Raw genomic sequence first — 17,255 nt, 5'->3', positions numbered from 1 at the left:
TTGTAAGGAAAAAAAATAATAATTATGTTTGGTATTGGAGGAGGAGAAATAGTTTTTATACTACTTGTAGTTTTGATGCTTTTTGGATCAGATAAAGTCCCAGAAATAGCACGAACTTTGGGTAAATTGATGGCGCAACTAAAAAATGCTACAAATGATATAAAAAGTGAAATTCAAAAAGGGGTCGATGGGGTTACTGAGGATTCTTCATTTTCTGATATTTCTTCAGAAATCACCAAAGCAAAAGAAAATTTTATAGGCAATAGCACTTCTACCTTAACTAAAATAAAAAAGGATATTGAAGAAGTAACAGGTCCAATAAAAAGACAATTGTAATGGTAGAGAAAATTTTGTCCCTTGATCGAAAATTATTTGTTTACTTAAATGGACTAGGTTCAGAATCATTTGACGGATTATGGTTAATGATTACTAAACAAACCAGTTGGATTCCCCTTTTCATAGTAATTTTATATATTATTTTTAAAAAAATTGGAGCAAAACAAACCTTAATTCTACTTTTATTCGTGGCGCTTTTAGTAACGTTTACAGATCAAGTTGCCAATCTTTTCAAGAATGGATTTCAACGATTGAGACCCTGCAGTGAGCCCGATTTGAAAAATAGTATTCGAATAGTAAAATCAAGCGCAACCTTTAGTTTTGTGTCCGGTCATGCTACGAATTCTATGGGTATCACCACTTTATTATATCTTATTTTCAAGAACCATTTCAAATATTTTGGATTTCTGTTTTTATGGCCTTTAATCTTTGCGTACAGTAGAATATATCTGGGATTGCATTATCCCTTAGACATTATTGGAGGATATATACTTGGATGGGTTTCTGGGTTTATGATGTTCAAAATATACCAAGCGGCACAAATAAAATATTTTCCGCAATAATTTTCAGGAGCCAATCCAGCTGTTCTCTATATCTTTTTCCACGCTGAAAAGCTAAGAAAAAGGATGCCGTTTCCATCTGGGCTACAAAACCCTGCTTACCGTTAAGCCATCGCGAATAGGAAATAAAACCGTTTCAACTCGAGGGTCGCTTTTTAATAATTCATTGTATTCCATAAGTGTTTTGGTACTAAAGTCATTGGGTTGCAAGGGTTCTAAAACCTTCCCGCTCCATAACACATTATCCGATAAAATAATGCCGCCTTTATTCATTTTAGGAAGAATCAACTCAAAATAGTTAAGGTAATTTTCCTTGTCAGCATCAATAAAAACCAAATCAAATTTCTGTTCTAATGTTGGAATAATGACAATAGCTTCTCCTAAATGCTGTACAATTTGGTTTTTCCATGGCGATTTGTCAAAATATTTTTTCTGAAAATCAATAAGCTCTTCCTTGATGTCAATTGTATGCAAAATTCCGTTTTCCTGCATTCCCTCACATAAACATAAAGCCGAATAGCCTGTATAAGTGCCTATTTCAAGAATGTTTATGGGGCGAATTAATTTGGATAACATACTCAAAACCCGACCTTGGAAATGACCGCTTAGCATTCTAGGCAATAAAATTTTTTGATACGTTTCTTTATTAAGTTCCGCTAATAATTCGGGCTCGTCTTGGGAATGTTGCTCGATGTAATCTTCTAATTCTGGGGAGATGAAGTGCATTATTTTAATTTTTGTCAAAGTTATCAAATTATCAAATCAACACACGAGCATTTATGCGAATTGATGAAATAAATCAACAAATAGTCATTAAATTTGCAGGATGCAAACCGAAAAAAAAGACATACGAGCATTATCTAAAGACCAGTTGCGGGATTTCTTTGTAGTTAACAATGATAAAGCTTTTCGAGGAAACCAAGTTTATGAATGGTTGTGGAGCAAAGGGGCACATCATTTTGAAGACATGACCAATATCTCTAAGGAAACTCGTGCTATGCTTGAAGGTAATTTTGTGATTAATCATATCAAAGTCGATACCATGCAACGCAGTGAAGACGGGACTGTAAAAAATGCGGTTCGTTTACATGATGGTTTGGTGGTAGAGAGTGTATTGATTCCAACAAATACCAGAACAACAGCCTGTGTTTCCAGTCAAGTGGGGTGCAGTTTGGATTGTAATTTTTGTGCTACCGCAAAATTAAAAAGAATGCGGAACCTTGAACCCGCCGAAATTTACGATCAAGTGATTGCTATTGATAAGGAAAGTCGTTTGTATTACAACCATCCGTTATCGAATATTGTCTTTATGGGAATGGGGGAGCCGTTAATGAATTACAACAATGTCATTAAAGCTATCGATATGATAACCTCTAATGATGGTTTGGGAATGTCTCCCAAACGGATTACGGTTTCTACTTCTGGAGTTCCAAAAATGATTAAAAAATTGGCTGACGATGAAGTGAAATTTAAATTAGCCGTTTCTTTGCATTCAGCTATTGATGAAATTCGTTCTCGAATCATGCCTTTTAGTGCCAATTTCCCCTTAACTGAATTGCGGGAATCTTTAGAATATTGGTACAAAAAAACCAAAAGCAAAATCACCTATGAATATGTGGTTTGGAAAGATATCAATGACAATACCGCATCAATTGATGCCTTGGTAAAATTCTGTAAACATGTACCTTGTAAAGTTAATTTGATAGAATATAATCCTATTGATGACGGCGAATTTCAGCAAGCATCTGAGCAATCTATTAATGCCTACATCAAAGCATTAGAGGCCAATGACATCGTTGCAAAAGTAAGAAGGAGTAGAGGGAAAGACATTGATGCAGCCTGCGGGCAATTAGCAAATAAAGAAGCATAAAAAAAGCGTTCGAATTCGAACGCTTTTTTTATGCTGAATAAATATTTATTTTCCTAGAGTAATATTACGAGCCACTCCATCTATTGTCATTGTTGCTTTTTCATCACAATCGCCATTGCCATAATCTAAAACGGCTGTAGATTTTGTTCTTACAAATTTAACTATTCCGCTAACAATATGTGGACAGTTCATTTTTACTATTACTGCGGAAGTAATGGTTGTTGTGTGAATAATCCCGCTTGGTAAGGTGGTGGTCCAATTTCCAGTTATGGAAAATTCATTGTTTAATAGAATTGTATCACCATATCCAGATGTAAATTCTCGGACTCTGGTTCCTATACGGGTAAAAACACCTCCCTCTGGAGTAGTAACGGTCATATTCAAGTCAATAGTAGCTTGAGGATGACCGTTTGACAAAGTGGTTTTAACTACGGTTCTATTTCCTTCAATATGTCGGTTATTATGATAAAAATTTTCAAACTTGTAATTGATGGTTCTTGTATTGGAGTTAAGTCCATCATAGGTAAAAGAAACAATGATTTTACCGCTAACTATATTTCCGTTATAGAGCGTGTAAGAAGTTCCAAAATTTATTGTTCGTGTCCAAGTGTTTCCCGTTTTATCAGTCGTTATCTCTATTGTGCCACTGCCTAAAGCGTTTTCTGAAGGGGAACTCATTCGTCCTGCTGATGCCACTTCATTAGACTGTGATTCCACAACTTGCAAAACATCGTCTGAAACATCGTCTATTTTTGCATTTGCAGTAATATCTGTTGCACTAATTGGTGTGTCAACTTGCGAATTATCGTCTTTAGTACAACTTATTGATAATACTGACAAAATCATTCCGAGCATTAAAATTTTTGTTTTCATAAATTGTTTTTTTTAGGTTTTGTATTATGACTTTAAAATTTATAAAAGGTTTAATTACAATATTTAACTTTTTTCAATCTTAGAGAAGAATTAATGTGCCTATCAATTTTTAAAAAAATTGGAATGACTATTTATTTTCTAAATGCCAAATTGAAGATACAATGGGCTAAATTTATTTATTGTTAATTGATACCAATTGTCACAATCTTTTAGTGGGTCTTTTTTGTAGCCATAATCAATTATTGCGGTAGAACTAGCTCTTGTAATTGTCATTACGCCTTCTTTAGCTTTATATTCGCAAGAAAAATCGATAATAAATGGAGTTGTTATTTTCACGTTATGAGCACCTTTTTCAGTAGTGGTAACCCAGTTGCCAGTTATTTTAACTTTGTCCTCATTTGGGGTGATTCCTTTTGTGTATTCTCTAATTTGGCTTCCTATTCTTGTGTATGTTTTACTACTTAATAGTGCTATGGCGGTATGGTTAAAACCGATTGTCCATGTTTGATTTAAATTTGCAATATTGGAAGTCCCGTTCAATTTGTATTTTGTATTGGCGAAGTTTATATATTCACACTCCAAAGTATATTTACTAAAAGTACCAGCCAGAGCGTCATAAATATAATCACTTAGGGTAACATTAATTATACCTTCATAATATTTGTTATCACTATTTGTGCAGCCTGTACCGTAATCGTATTTTATTTTTATTGGTTTAGAAAGTAAAACATCCATAGGTGTAGCAGTAGTTGTGATTTTTGGGCAGGACTGGGTTATTGGTGTGCCTAATAATAACGGAGCTAAGTTTCTTTGGGTTTGAGAAATTATTTCTGCATTAACGTCCTCTGACATTTCTTGCAACCCAATATCAGTGGCAACATCATCTTCACCTATCGTTGGGATAATTTCATCTTTGTGACAGCTTATAAGAAAAAGGGATAAGACAAGTCCGAAAAATATATTTTTTGTTTTCATAGGAAATGGTTTTGGTTAAATAATTGTCCAATGTATAAATTTTTTTAATAGCAATACAAAAAAATATAAATTTTCAACTCTGAAACATAATAAGTACCTTTGAAAAGTAATGAATATAACTTCTCAAATAAAACGGCCCATACAAATAGAAATGGAACTTTTTGAAAAAAAGTTCTATGAATCTATGACTTCTAAAGTTGCGCTCCTCAATAGGATTACCTATTATATTGTAAATAGAAAAGGGAAGCAAATGCGTCCGATGTTTGTTTTTCTTACGGCCAAAATGGTTTCTTCCGGAACGGTAAACGAACGAACGTATCGCGGAGCTTGTGTTATCGAACTCATTCATACCGCTACTTTAGTACATGATGATGTTGTGGACGATAGCAACAGACGCAGAGGTTTTTTCTCTATAAATGCACTTTGGAAAAATAAAATTGCGGTTTTGGTTGGTGATTATTTGCTCTCCAAAGGACTATTGCTTTCCATAGACAACGGCGATTTTGATTTGTTAAGGATTATTTCAGTTGCCGTTCGCGAAATGAGCGAAGGCGAATTATTGCAAATAGAAAAAGCCCGTCGACTGGATATTGTTGAGGAAGTATATTATGATATCATTCGAAAGAAAACCGCCACTTTAATTGCTGCCTGTTGTGCTCTTGGCGCAAAATCGGTGATTGAAGATGATGTTCAAGTAGAGAATATGCGGAAATTTGGAGAACTAATTGGGATGGCTTTTCAAATTAAGGATGATTTATTCGATTATTCTGACGAAGCCATTGGGAAACCAACTGGAATTGATATAAAAGAGCAAAAAATGACTTTGCCATTAATTCATGTTTTGAATCATTGTACTCCTAAAGAAAAATCATGGCTTATCAATTCCATAAAAAATCACAATAAAGATAAAAAAAGAGTGTCAGAAGTCATCGCTTTTGTTAAAAACAATAATGGATTACTTTATGCCGAACAAAAAATGGTTGAATTTCAGCAAGAAGCACTTCAATTGCTGCAAAATTATCCCGATTCAGAATTCAAGGAAGCCTTAATTTTGATGGTGAATTATGTAATTGAAAGGAAAAAATAATTTCTTAAATTATCCAATATTTACAGGGGTTTACAATTTTTAAATCATTTAATTTTTAAATTTTTTAATATTGATGCAACCTTTTTGCAACCTTTCTCGTCTATGCTAATAGAATCAGTTGGTATTAATCTATTATCTAAAAGTCTATTATCTTGTTTTAATGAAAGTAATCAACTTACATCAGGATGAAATTGGAATCATACAGTTGGCTGTCGAAAACAATCGTCAGGCGCAGCAAGTGATTTATACGAAATTCTCTCCAAAAATGTTAAGTGTGTGCCGTCAATACATTAAAGATTTGCATCATGCCGAGGATTTAATGATTACTGCTTTTATGAAAGTTTTTACCAATTTGAAAAATTTTGATCACAAAGGCAGTTTTGAAGGATGGATTAGGCGAATTATGGTAAACGAATGCATCTCCTATATCAGAGTTCATAAAAAAGTAAGTTTTCTGGAAGAGGAACACTATAATGAAGATGGTTTTAATGGCATTGAAAGCAATTTTAGTGTGGATGACATTCAGTTTTTGATTGATAATTTGCCTGATGGGTATAAAATGATTTTTAATTTATATGCCATAGAAGGGTACAAGCATCATGAAATTGCAACAATGCTTGGAATTAAGGAGGGCACTTCAAAATCGCAACTGTCACATGCCCGGAAAATGCTTCAAGAACAAATAATTAAGTTAAAAAATTACAATAATGGAACCAACTAAACTTGAAACCGATTTCCAAAATAAATTGAATCAACGGGAAATTAACCCCAGTACAAATTCATGGGATAGATTGGATGCGATGCTAACTGTTGCCGAACAAAAAAAATCAAAACGCAGTTACGATTGGTTGTATCTTGCCGCAAGCATAATTGGATTTTTATGCATTGGAGCGCTGTTTTTTAGTCAAACCGAAGAACTGGTGGATACGAGAAGAAACGATGTTGTTCTAGATGCTAATGAAATAGTTAAACCTTCCCCAAATACAATCCATGAAGAAACAAATAAGGGAATTGTACCAAGCGTACAATCTCAAAGTGTAGCTGAAGTTTCAGAAGTTAAAAAGAAAAAAAGCAATCCTAAAGAATCAGAATTAATTATTAAAAATCAAGTCGCACAAAACTCAACACCGAATAACGAACACCCAACACCTAATAACATCATCAATCAAAAATCAGAACAATTAAATCCTTTAAATCAAGACAATGTTAAAGTTGACGAACGAATAACAGCTGTCGAAATTCCTTCAAAAAATGCAACTTCGAAGTCATCAATTAAAGTAGATGCTCAAAATCTACTTTCACAAGTAGATGGGGAACTGGAGCTTTCGTTTCGAGAAAAAGTAATTAATACCATCGATAAAAATTACAAAACTGTAAAAGTGGCTATAGCCAATCGCAATTACCAATAAATCAAATCATCAACCTTTCCGCCTTAGGTGGATTTAAAAATCAAAACAACATGAGAAATTTTACCATTTACTTAACAGGATTCCTATGCCTATTTCTGTCCAAAGTTTTTTCGCAAGAAACCTTTGAATCACGAGCAAAAACAATTGCTACAAAAATTGAGAACATTACTAAAGAAGAGAAAGCAGGCTTGAAAGAAGAAATAGAAGCCGTAAATATTGAACTAGAAAAAGGTGTCATTACCAAAGAACAAGCCGATGAAAAAAAACTGAAACTGGCTGAATCAAGAGCAAAAGCTATTGAATTCAGAATTTCTCAAGCTCAAAATGAATTAGTGACTTTAGTACAAGAGAAAGTTGACGGTAAAATAGCTACAAAAGACGATTTTAATTATTTCATTTTTAGTAAATCGAATGGGAAAAACCATGATAAATATCAAAAATATCAGGATTCAATTAAGAACTTTCGTAGAACGACTTCCCAATTTGTTTTTGCTTTAGGATTAAACAATCTGGCTACAAATAAGGCGGTTGCCAATTCGGATTATAGATATTTGGGTTCGCATTTCTATGAATGGGGCGTTACGGCTAACACCAGAATTTTCAAAAACAGCAATTTGCTTCATGCAAAATATGGAATGTCAGTAATGTATAACAATTTACGTCCAACTGACAATAGGTATTTTGTTGAATCGGGATATCAAACCAATTTGGAGTCAAGTCCAGTTCACCTCGATGATTCACGCTTTCGCAATGTGTATTTAGTAGCGCCGATTCATTTAGAATTTGATTTTTCTGGCACTGATAAAAAAGGAGATAAAACTATTTTTAAAACCCATCAAAGTTTTCGAGTAGGTTTGGGAGGTTATGCAGGAGCAAATTTAAAATCAAAACAGATTTTATTTTATGAAGATTCGGATGGTCATGACGTTAAACAAAGAATAAAAGGAAATTACAACACCACCGATTTTATTTATGGTGCAAGTGCTTATGTAGGGTATAAAGCAGTTAGCTTGTATGCAAAATACGACATTAGTCCGTTGTTTAATGATAATACAGTAGATCAAAATAATGTTTCGTTGGGTTTACGATTTGATATCAATTAAGTTTAGGGAGTTTCTTTTATATTTTTTTTAAACCTTTCAGAGTTTCACTCCGAAAGGTTTTTGATTGGTTAAAAACGTGTAACTTTGTTGCTTTGTAACTTTGAACCTAAAGCAAATTGATTTCAAAATCCACTATAGACACCGTTTTCGAAACCGCTCGAGTAGAAGAGGTGATTGGCGATTTTGTAGTATTAAAACGGGCAGGAAGTAATTATAAAGGATTAAGCCCTTTTTCTGACGAGCGTTCGCCATCATTCATGGTTTCGCCAGTAAAACAAATTTGGAAAGATTTCAGTTCTGGAAAAGGAGGAAATTCTGTTGCTTTTCTAATGGAGCACGAACATTTCACCTATCCAGAAGCCATTCGGTATTTGGCCAAAAAATACAATATTGAAATTGAAGAAACCGAACAAACTGACGAGGAAAAAGCAAATACCGATGTTCGGGAAAGCATGTATCTTGTTTCGGAATTCGCCAAAAACTATTTTCATGAAACCTTATTGCATGCGGAAGAGGGCAAAGCCATTGGTTATTCCTATTTTAGGGAAAGAGGTTTTACCAACGAAACCATTAAAAAATTTGCACTTGGATATTCTCCTGAAGTTTGGGATTCATTTTCCAAAGAAGCTTTAGGAAAAGGATATAAATTAGAGTTCTTGGAAAGTACTGGTTTAACAATTGTAAAAGAAGAAAAACTGATCGACCGTTTTCGGGGTAGAGTTATGTTTCCCATACAAAGTATGTCGGGACGAATCTTGGGTTTTGGCGCCAGAATTTTAGGTAATGATAAAAAAGCGGCAAAATATTTAAATTCACCCGAAAGCGATATTTATCACAAGAGTAAAGTTTTGTATGGTATTTTTCAAGCAAAACAAGCCATCGCCAAGCAGGACAATTGTTATTTGGTTGAAGGATATACCGATGTGATTCAGTTCAATCAATCCGGAATAGAAAATGTCGTCGCTTCCTCAGGAACGGCTTTGACTTCCGATCAAATTAGATTAATCAACAGGTTAACTAAAAACATTACCGTGCTTTATGATGGCGATGCGGCAGGGCTTCGTGCTTCCATTCGAGGAATCGATTTGATTCTTGAGGAAGGCATGAATGTAAAAGTATGTACTTTTCCAGAAGGAGAGGATCCAGATAGTTTTGCCAAGAAAACGCCTTACGAGGATTTGGTTTTATATCTCGAAAATAATGCAAAGGACTTTATTCAGTTCAAGGCGTCTCTTTTAATGAATGAAGCCAAGAATGATCCGATAAAAAAAGCCGATTTAATTCGAGATATGGTTCTGAGTATTTCTAAAATACCGGATCGCATTAAACGTGAAATCTACATTCAGGAATGTTCACGAATCATGGATATCTCTGAGCAGGTTTTGTTGAATACGCTGGCGCAACTGGTTCAAAAGGACATTTCAGAAACAGTCAAAAAAGGGAAACAGGAACAGAAAGCCTTTGAAGTAGTAAAAAACACGGATTCGATTGCCTTAGAAAAGGTTGATGTTCTCTATGAGTTAGAAAAAAAAATCATAGAAATTCTATTGTCATATGGAAACAAAATAGAAGAATTTGAAGATATCCTTTTGAAAAGTAACAAAGAAGGCGAGATTGAAAATATAACCGAAAAGAAAGAATACAAAGTCTACCAAAGAATCTATTTAAGCCTACAAGAAGATGAGGTAGAGTTGTCGAATCCTTTATTTAGAGAAATTTACAATAATTTGATTAATTATTTCCATCAAAATGAAACCTTTCAGATTGAACAGTATTTAATGCACTTAGAGCCTAAATTTTCGCAAGAAGTTACCAGTCTATTAATGATAGAAGAACAACAAGCATTGCACAATTGGGAAGGGCAACAAATTATTGTTAAACTGAAAGACCAGAGCATTGCTCAATATGTCTCTGAAACGATTTTAACCATGCGTTGGTTCTTGGTTGATGCAATAATTGAGGAATTAAAAAAATCCATTTCTTTAGAACCAGATGCTGACAATTCAGAACCCTTATCGATGGTAATGGATTACTACAAATTAATTAACTCCTTTTCTAAAAAGCTTGGCAGGGTAATGTCTCGATATAATTAGACGATTTCCAGAGTTTTTGCCTTATTCACTAAATCTACTAAATTGGTCACGTTCAGTTTGGTCAGCAATCGCAATTTATAGGTACTAATAGTTTTTTCATTCAAACCAAGAATTGCTGAAATTTCGTTATTTTTTTTACCACCACTCAAATAACGCAACACTTCAATTTCTCTATTGGATAATTTTCTATACAATCGTTCACTCTTGTTTTGTTTGGCAATCAGGGCTAGATTTTTCTTAACAGCTTCATTCAGGATGATTTGGCCTAAATGCACTTTTGTGATGGCAACGCCTAATGTTTCTAATTTTGCAGTTTTGTGAACATAACCTGAAATGCCGGCTTTTATAGCATTTGGCGCATAAATCTGTTCAGGTTGGCCGCTAAAAATGATGATTTTAGTTTTTGGGTAATTTTTTATGATTGCCTTAAGCTCAAAAAGGCTAGAGAGTCCTTCTAAATCTAAATCAATTATTAAAACATCTATGTCCTTTGTATTCAGGACATCTTTAACCATTGAGAAATTCCCAACGTTAGCTACGATACTAATATTAGTGTGGTCTTTAAAGTAAGACTTCACACCAAAATGTACGACCGGATAATTATCAGCGAGGCAGACTTTAATCATGACTTTATTTTTTAAGAGATATTTTTTATCAGAATGGGATTATAAATTTAGTAAAAAAATAGCGACAGTTCAAATTTTTTTAGATAAAATACCGTTAATTCCGATGAACTAAACAAATTGGTATCGGATTCATTTTATGTTGGTTGGTTTTATTCAATCGTTTGTATATTTCAAAGGCTATTTTCTCTCTTCCCGTAAAATCATTTGCTTCTTTTCCGGCCTCATCTTCGAGCATTGCCCACTCCAATTCGTCATAACTGGCCCCTAATTGATCCTCATCAGATCGATCATCGCCAAACAATCCATCAGTAGGGCTTGCATTTAGAATCGATTCTGGAACTTTTAAATAAGCACCCAAAGCAAATACATCTGATTTCATTAAATCTGCAATTGGACTCAAGTCCACACCGCCATCTCCATATTTGGTAAAAAAGCCAACCCCAAAATCTTCAACCTTGTTCCCCGTACCAGCCACTAATAAACAGTGAATACCCGCCAAATAATACAATGCGGTCATTCTGAGCCTAGCTCTTGAGTTGGCTAAGGACAAGTGAAGTTTATGTTCATCTGTAGTTTCGGGAACCTGCTTTTTGAAATCTTGAAAAACCGAAGTCAAATCAACTTCCACACTACTAACATTGTTAAAACGTTTCTTTAATTGCTCAATATGCTCACGGGCACGGGTAACATGACTTTCGGCCTGATGAATGGGCATTTCCACACACAAAACCTTAAATCCGGTTTGCGCACAAAGAGTAGAGGTTACTGCCGAATCAACTCCGCCGGAAATCCCTACAACAAAACCATTCACTTTTGCGTTCCCCGCATACTCTTTTAACCAGTTTACAATATGAAGGTTAACTTTTTCGACTTGAATTGTGCTTTTTTTAGGCATATTTTATAAAAATTTAAACAACCGAAATGTATCTTTGCAAAAATAATAATTTTTTTGATTTTTCCTGAATTTGTTTTAGGAGCTATTTCCAGCTATCTGTTACAATCTTTTTATTCCCTTTTACCCCTAAAAAAATAGGGGTAAAAGGGAGTAAAAAGGATTTTCACTTCTATCTGGGCTAAAATACGTATAGTATATGAAAAAACACTTTTTTTTGTCGTTCCTTTTTGTTTTTCTTTTATTTTCTTGCGATAAGAAAAATAAAATAGAAAAAGCAGTTGAAGAAATTCCTTTAGACATAAGAGTGGAACGCTTCGACAAGGCATTTTTTGAGACCAAGCCACAAGATTTGAGAAAATTGCAACTGCAATATCCTTTTTTCTTTCCTGCAGGAAATGAGGATAAGGTCTGGATCGATAAAATGCAAAACCCACAATGGCATGAATTGTATGCCGAGGTAGAGAAAAGATATTCCAATTTCGAACCGGAAACAGAAAAAATACAAGCGCTTTTTAAACACATTAAATATTATTTCCCGGACACTAAAACGCCAAAAGTATACACCATAATCTCAGAAATGGATTATCAGAACAAAGTGGTTTATGCTAATAACATGCTCATCATTTCATTAGAATTATACCTTGGCAAAGACCATAAGTTTTATGAATTTCCAGAATATCTCAAGCAAAATTTCGAACAAAATCAAATCTTGCCGGATATTGTCACCAGTTTTTCCAGATACAAAATTGCACCACCCACGGACAATGCCTTCCTCTCGCAAATGATTTATGCTGGAAAGGAATTGTATCTCAAAGATTTATTGTTGCCGGACTATACTGATGCGGATAAAATGGGATACAAGCCGGAACAAATTACATGGTGTCAGGAAAATGAGGGGTATATGTGGCGCTATTTTATAGAAAAAAAATTTTTATACGATACCGACCAAAAATTAATTCCGCGATTTATCAGTCCGGCACCATTTTCTAAATTCTATTTGGAAATCGACAATGAGTCTCCAGGAAGAGTAGGTTCTTGGATTGGATGGCAAATTGTGCGTTCCTTTATGGAAAACAATGAAGTATCTTTGCGGCAAATGCTACAAATGGATAACAAAGAACTATTCGAAAAATCTAAATACAAACCTAAAAAGTAATGTCAAACATAAGCAGTTCCGAAATAAAATTCGTCATCGGATTAGATGAAAACAGGGTTCCAGAAAAATTAACTTGGACCGCACAAGAAGGAGGCGTATTCTCCGAAGAAGCAAAAGCCATAATGCTTTCCGTTTGGGACAGCAATGAAAAATCCACCAAATGTATTGATTTGTGGACAAAAGACATGCCTGTAGATGAAATGAAAATCTTCTTCCATCAAACGTTACTGTCCATGTCCGAAACTTTTTTGCGTGCCACCAATGATGATAAAATGGCCGACACCATGAAAGATTTTTGCGATTATTTTGCAGAGAAATTGGAGTTGAAGAAATAGAAAAAAGTGGTCATTTGACCACTTTTTTTAGATATATAATTGACTGAATGTCTTTTGTAAAGTTATCTGGGATTTTAATAATTTCGAGCTCATAATCATTGATGTTTTTAATGATATTCAAAGTGTCGCTGGAAAAGAATTTGCCGTAGTAATAAACCAGGTTTTTATTATTGTATTTTTTGATCGCTAATGCTGTACTGAATGATGACATATTTACGGGAACATCATAAATGTCATTACCCTTAATGATTTCTATATCTTTTTTAATGATATTTGAATTGGTTTTTTCCTGACCAAAAGAGATGTTGACAAACAGAAATAGAAAAAAGAGTAATAGTTTATTTGGAGTCATGGCTTAGGATGAAAAGGTTAACTCTCAAATGTAATAAAAAAATTAAAACTCGCTGTTATTCTTAAAAACTTCCTGATTTACTTCGTCAATATAAGTTAGTAATTCTTCTTTTCCGGTGAACTCCGTCGCTGAAGTCACGAAATACGGAGGCATTTCTGCCCAGTTGTTGGCATACATTTGCTTGGTATAAGCCGCAATATGCGAATCTACTTTCACTTTGCTGATTTTGTCAGCTTTGGTAAAAATAATACAAAACGGAATTTCGCTTTCTCCCATATACCCCATAAATTCCAAATCAATATTTTGGGCTTCATGACGGATGTCAATTAATACAAATGCACAGACGAGTTGCTCTCTTTTCTCAAAATAATCGGTGATGAATTGTTGGAAAACGGACTTGGTTTTTTTAGAAACTTTGGCATAGCCATATCCGGGTAAATCAACCAGAAACCAATTGTTGTTAATTTTGAAATGATTAATTAGTTGCGTTTTTCCAGGTCTTCCAGATGTTTTTGCTAAGTTTTTATGGTTGGTAATCATGTTAATCAACGACGACTTTCCTACATTGGAACGACCAATAAAAGCATATTCCGGAAGAAAATCCTTCGGGCATTTATCTACTTCGGAGTTGCTGATTATAAATTCGGCAGTGTTGATTTTCATAGCAAAAAAGATTTTGGCAAAGGTAGTCAAAAAAAGAACCACTATTTTTTTGATTTTACATCAGAAAAATAGTGGTTGAATAAGAGTGTTAGAGAATTATAAATCGCTTTTCTTTAACCAAGCGTACATCAATTCGTTAAATTCATCCGGATGTTCCATCATGGCAGCATGGCCACATTTGTCAATCCAATATAATGAAGAATGGGGCAACAATTTATGGAATTCTTCGGCCACGTCGGGTGGAGTCACTTTGTCGTTTTTACCCCAAATAATGCAAGTTGGAATGTGCATTTTCGGTAAATCCTTAGCCATGTTATGGCGGATGGCGCTTTTGGCAATAGTCAGTGTTTTTATCAATTTAATTCTATCGTTTGCCATAGAATAGACTTCATCCACAATTTCTTTGGTAGCTACTTTTGGGTCATAAAAAACATCTTCGGCTTTTTTTTGAATGTAATCATAATCGCCTCTTCTGGGATAGCCGTCACCCATCGCACTTTCGTACAATCCGGAACTTCCGGTAATGATTAAGCCTAGCATTTTTTCTGGGTACATTTTTGCATGATACAAACCAATGTGTCCTCCTAGAGAATTTCCTAGCAATATAACGCGATCATATCCTTTAAAAGTGATAAAATCTTTGACATATTTTGCAAAAGCTTTGACGTTTGTCTTTAGAATATTTTGGGTATAAATAGGCAGTTCTGGAATGATAATTTTATATCCTTTTTCCGGAAAATAATTTGCCACGCCATCAAAGTTGCTTAAACCGCCCATTAATCCATGTAAAATGATGATGGGTGTTCCTTCTCCAGCTTCAAAATAGGTGTATCTTCCTTCTTTTTTCAAGTCTTTTTTCATTATTGTTTTGGCATTTCTAATTCCGGCAAATATAAGGCTTTATAGATTAATAGGAGCGTTTGTAGTAAATATTTGAAATGGCTTGTTTTTGTTTTTTTATAAATCTAGAAGTTTAAAAGAATAGAAATGGAATTAGTGAATCAACAAATAACTAAAATTTCTTTCTGTTGTTATTTTCTTAATAAAAAAAGGTTCTTAACAATTTGCTAAATAAGCCGTTGCGGATAATGACCGGTTATTTGTTGAATTATCAGTTAAAGTGGTGAAACTTATCAACAAAGTGGTGTATTGTGGTAAAATGTGGTAATTAATTTATATTTTTGCTTTAATCTATTAAGCCATTTCCTTGAATACAATAGTTGGAACATATGAGTGTAAAGTTGATGCCAAAGGAAGGTTGCTTTTGCCTGCGCCTTTAAAAAAGCAGCTTACGGGCTCTCTTCAGGACGGATTTGTTTTGAAGCGTTCTGTTTTTCAGCCGTGTTTGGAATTATATCCAATGCAAGAATGGAATTTGATGATGCAAAAAATCAATAAACTCAACCGATTTGTTAAGAAAAACAACGATTTCATTCGTCGGTTTACCGCTGGGGTAAAAGTGGTGGAGATTGATAATTTGGGGCGATTGCTAGTCCCTAAAGATTTGGTGGTTTTTGCCTCAATTTCTAAGGATTTAGTGTTGTCATCAGCGGTGAATATCGTTGAGATTTGGGATAAGGATTTGTATGAAAAAGCAATCGATGATTCGGTGGTCGATTTTGCAGATTTGGCAGAAGATGTAATGGGAAATGTAAATGACGACGATAATGGAATATCATAATCCGGTTTTGCTAAAAGCTTCGGTAGACGGTTTAAATATTAAGCCGGACGGGGTGTATGTTGATGTTACTTTTGGCGGTGGTGGTCATTCCAAAGAGATTTTAAGTCGATTGGGGCCAAACGGAAAACTATTTGCTTTCGATCAAGATGAAGATGCTTTGGCAAATGGCTTGCCGGATGAAAGGTTTGTTTTGATCAATGAAAATTTTCGGTTCATAAAAAGATTTTTGAGATTTCATAATGTGAAATCGGTAGATGGTATTCTGGCCGACTTGGGGGTCTCATCTCATCAATTTGATGTGGCGGAACGAGGTTTTTCTACCCGTTTTGATGCTGGATTAGATATGAGAATGAGTCAGAAAAGTGATTTGAATGCCTATAAAGTAGTCAATGAATATGATGAGGCAAATTTGAGACGTGTATTTCTTGACTACGGTGAATTGAAAAATGCGCCAGTTTTGGCTCGAACAATTATAGAAGCTCGAGAAGGTAGGCCAATCGAAACCACTGATGAATTGAAAGAGGTTTTAGTGAAATATTTACCTGAAAGAATCAGGAATAAAATATTGGCTCAAATTTACCAGGCCATACGAATTGAAGTGAATCAGGAAATTGATGTTTTGAAAGAATTTTTAGAGCAATCACTGGAAATCCTAAAACAAGGAGGGCGTTTAAGTGTTATTTCATACCATTCGCTCGAAGATAGATTGGTAAAACGATTCATTAAGAACGGCATGTTTGAAGGGGAGCCGGAACGTGATTTTTTTGGAAATTTTTCAGTTCCGTTTAAAACTATCGGAAAATTGATTGTCCCGGATGCTAATGAAATCAAAATTAACAATAGAGCACGAAGCGCAAAATTGAGAATAGCTGAAAAGATATAGAAGATGAAGAACGGTGTTTACGACATATTAAAAGCGAGATTTCTTATTAATGAAGATGCTAACGCTGCAAAAAACTGGCGCTTCATCGTTTTTGTTATTTTGCTGGCAATAATAATGATTGCAAATACACAGCGATATGAACAAAAAGTGTTTAAAATCATCGCTTTAACAAATGAAGTGAAAGAGTTGCGCTCCGAGTTTGTAGACAGGCGTTCTGAATTAATGAAACTAAAAATGGAATCGACGGTTTCGGATAAAATGGTGGAAAAGCAAATTTTTCCGTCAGCCGTTCCTCCAACAAAAATTAAGGTAAAAAAAGAAGAAGAAAAAAGTTTTTTCAATAAATTTTTTTAAAAAA

Annotated in this window: 21 protein-coding genes; 13 read left to right on the top strand and 8 right to left on the bottom strand. The window is 34.4% G+C overall.

Features of this window, described 5'->3' with window-relative positions:
* Positions 1–24: 24 nt before the first annotated feature.
* Both DB895_RS03610 and DB895_RS03605 read left to right on the top strand, forming a co-directional pair.
* Positions 25–336, top strand: a complete 312-nt coding sequence (locus DB895_RS03610) for a Sec-independent protein translocase subunit TatA/TatB (protein WP_116723988.1) — start codon at positions 25–27, stop codon at positions 334–336.
* The gene (locus DB895_RS03605; RefSeq protein ID WP_116723987.1) at positions 336–899 is read left to right on the top strand and encodes a phosphatase PAP2 family protein; all 564 of its coding nucleotides are present in this window, start codon (positions 336–338) and stop codon (positions 897–899) included. Before DB895_RS03610 ends, DB895_RS03605 begins: the two co-directional genes overlap by 1 nt.
* A gap of 81 nt (positions 900–980) precedes the next feature.
* On the opposite strand, the gene DB895_RS03600 is transcribed toward DB895_RS03605, so the two are convergent.
* Positions 981–1,622, bottom strand: coding sequence for an O-methyltransferase (locus tag DB895_RS03600; RefSeq protein ID WP_116723986.1), 642 nt, complete (start codon positions 1,620–1,622; stop codon positions 981–983).
* A 100-nt stretch (positions 1,623–1,722) separates the two neighbouring features.
* Between DB895_RS03600 and rlmN the strand changes: the two genes are divergently transcribed.
* Positions 1,723–2,766 carry a 23S rRNA (adenine(2503)-C(2))-methyltransferase RlmN gene (rlmN, locus tag DB895_RS03595; RefSeq protein ID WP_116723985.1) on the top strand — a complete coding sequence of 348 codons (1,044 nt, stop codon included), beginning with the start codon at positions 1,723–1,725 and terminating at the stop codon, positions 2,764–2,766.
* Between the two features lie 45 nt (positions 2,767–2,811).
* Here the strand turns inward: rlmN and DB895_RS03590 are convergent, their stop codons facing one another.
* Complete coding sequence (locus DB895_RS03590) at positions 2,812–3,639, bottom strand: hypothetical protein (protein WP_116723984.1); 828 nt, start codon at positions 3,637–3,639, stop codon at positions 2,812–2,814.
* 138 nt (positions 3,640–3,777) lie between these two features.
* The gene (locus DB895_RS03585) at positions 3,778–4,614 is read right to left on the bottom strand and encodes a hypothetical protein (protein WP_116723983.1); all 837 of its coding nucleotides are present in this window, start codon (positions 4,612–4,614) and stop codon (positions 3,778–3,780) included.
* A gap of 109 nt (positions 4,615–4,723) precedes the next feature.
* Between DB895_RS03585 and DB895_RS03580 the strand changes: the two genes are divergently transcribed.
* The 5 genes from DB895_RS03580 (at position 4,724) to dnaG (ending at position 10,306) form a co-directional block, all read left to right on the top strand.
* Positions 4,724–5,701, top strand: coding sequence for a polyprenyl synthetase family protein (locus DB895_RS03580; RefSeq protein ID WP_116723982.1), 978 nt, complete (start codon positions 4,724–4,726; stop codon positions 5,699–5,701).
* 160 nt (positions 5,702–5,861) lie between these two features.
* On the top strand, positions 5,862–6,422 hold the full coding sequence (locus DB895_RS03575) for an RNA polymerase sigma factor (protein WP_116723981.1): 561 nt from the start codon (positions 5,862–5,864) through the stop codon (positions 6,420–6,422).
* Complete coding sequence (locus DB895_RS03570; RefSeq protein ID WP_116723980.1) at positions 6,409–7,110, top strand: hypothetical protein; 702 nt, start codon at positions 6,409–6,411, stop codon at positions 7,108–7,110. The genes DB895_RS03575 and DB895_RS03570 overlap by 14 nt, the downstream gene beginning before the upstream one ends.
* 50 nt (positions 7,111–7,160) lie before the next feature.
* Positions 7,161–8,213: an OmpH family outer membrane protein gene (locus DB895_RS03565; RefSeq protein ID WP_116723979.1), complete on the top strand. Its 1,053-nt coding sequence runs from the start codon at positions 7,161–7,163 to the stop codon at positions 8,211–8,213.
* A gap of 116 nt (positions 8,214–8,329) precedes the next feature.
* On the top strand, positions 8,330–10,306 hold the full coding sequence (gene dnaG, locus DB895_RS03560; RefSeq protein WP_116723978.1) for a DNA primase: 1,977 nt from the start codon (positions 8,330–8,332) through the stop codon (positions 10,304–10,306).
* On the opposite strand, the gene DB895_RS03555 is transcribed toward dnaG, so the two are convergent.
* Positions 10,303–10,932: a response regulator transcription factor gene (locus DB895_RS03555; RefSeq protein WP_116723977.1), complete on the bottom strand. Its 630-nt coding sequence runs from the start codon at positions 10,930–10,932 to the stop codon at positions 10,303–10,305. The genes dnaG and DB895_RS03555 overlap by 4 nt on opposite strands.
* A gap of 94 nt (positions 10,933–11,026) precedes the next feature.
* Positions 11,027–11,827 (bottom strand): NAD(+) synthase, encoded by an 801-nt coding sequence (gene nadE / locus DB895_RS03550; protein WP_116723976.1) that lies wholly within the window; start codon positions 11,825–11,827, stop codon positions 11,027–11,029.
* A gap of 196 nt (positions 11,828–12,023) precedes the next feature.
* On the opposite strand from nadE, the gene gldB reads away from it, so the two are divergent.
* Both gldB and gldC read left to right on the top strand, forming a co-directional pair.
* Positions 12,024–12,983: a gliding motility lipoprotein GldB gene (gene gldB, locus DB895_RS03545; RefSeq protein WP_116723975.1), complete on the top strand. Its 960-nt coding sequence runs from the start codon at positions 12,024–12,026 to the stop codon at positions 12,981–12,983.
* Positions 12,983–13,318 carry a gliding motility protein GldC gene (gene gldC / locus DB895_RS03540; RefSeq protein WP_116723974.1) on the top strand — a complete coding sequence of 112 codons (336 nt, stop codon included), beginning with the start codon at positions 12,983–12,985 and terminating at the stop codon, positions 13,316–13,318. Before gldB ends, gldC begins: the two co-directional genes overlap by 1 nt.
* A gap of 10 nt (positions 13,319–13,328) precedes the next feature.
* Here the strand turns inward: gldC and DB895_RS03535 are convergent, their stop codons facing one another.
* The 3 genes from DB895_RS03535 to DB895_RS03525 all read right to left on the bottom strand — a co-directional run bounded on the left by DB895_RS03535 (position 13,329) and on the right by DB895_RS03525 (position 15,194).
* Positions 13,329–13,670 carry a hypothetical protein gene (locus DB895_RS03535; protein WP_116723973.1) on the bottom strand — a complete coding sequence of 114 codons (342 nt, stop codon included), beginning with the start codon at positions 13,668–13,670 and terminating at the stop codon, positions 13,329–13,331.
* Between the two features lie 42 nt (positions 13,671–13,712).
* The gene (gene yihA, locus DB895_RS03530) at positions 13,713–14,333 is read right to left on the bottom strand and encodes a ribosome biogenesis GTP-binding protein YihA/YsxC (protein WP_116724087.1); all 621 of its coding nucleotides are present in this window, start codon (positions 14,331–14,333) and stop codon (positions 13,713–13,715) included.
* A gap of 96 nt (positions 14,334–14,429) precedes the next feature.
* Entirely contained in the window at positions 14,430–15,194 is a 765-nt protein-coding gene (locus tag DB895_RS03525) for an alpha/beta fold hydrolase (protein ID WP_116723972.1), read from the bottom strand.
* Between the two features lie 346 nt (positions 15,195–15,540).
* Here DB895_RS03525 and mraZ point away from each other — a divergent pair, with 346 nt between their 5' ends.
* From mraZ to DB895_RS03510, 3 genes are read left to right on the top strand one after another with little or no spacing between them, the layout of a single operon-like run.
* Positions 15,541–16,014: a division/cell wall cluster transcriptional repressor MraZ gene (gene mraZ / locus DB895_RS03520; RefSeq protein ID WP_116723971.1), complete on the top strand. Its 474-nt coding sequence runs from the start codon at positions 15,541–15,543 to the stop codon at positions 16,012–16,014.
* Positions 15,989–16,897 carry a 16S rRNA (cytosine(1402)-N(4))-methyltransferase RsmH gene (rsmH, locus tag DB895_RS03515; protein ID WP_208012129.1) on the top strand — a complete coding sequence of 303 codons (909 nt, stop codon included), beginning with the start codon at positions 15,989–15,991 and terminating at the stop codon, positions 16,895–16,897. Before mraZ ends, rsmH begins: the two co-directional genes overlap by 26 nt.
* Positions 16,898–16,900: 3 nt before the next feature.
* Positions 16,901–17,251, top strand: coding sequence for an FtsL-like putative cell division protein (locus DB895_RS03510; RefSeq protein ID WP_116723970.1), 351 nt, complete (start codon positions 16,901–16,903; stop codon positions 17,249–17,251).
* Positions 17,252–17,255 lie beyond the last annotated feature (4 nt).

It is taken from the genome of Flavobacterium psychrotolerans (assembly GCF_003097635.1).
GTDB lineage: Bacteria > Bacteroidota > Bacteroidia > Flavobacteriales > Flavobacteriaceae > Flavobacterium > Flavobacterium psychrotolerans.
Note: the sequence above shows the minus strand (reverse complement) of the source record. Positions and strands in the feature narration are given on the sequence as shown.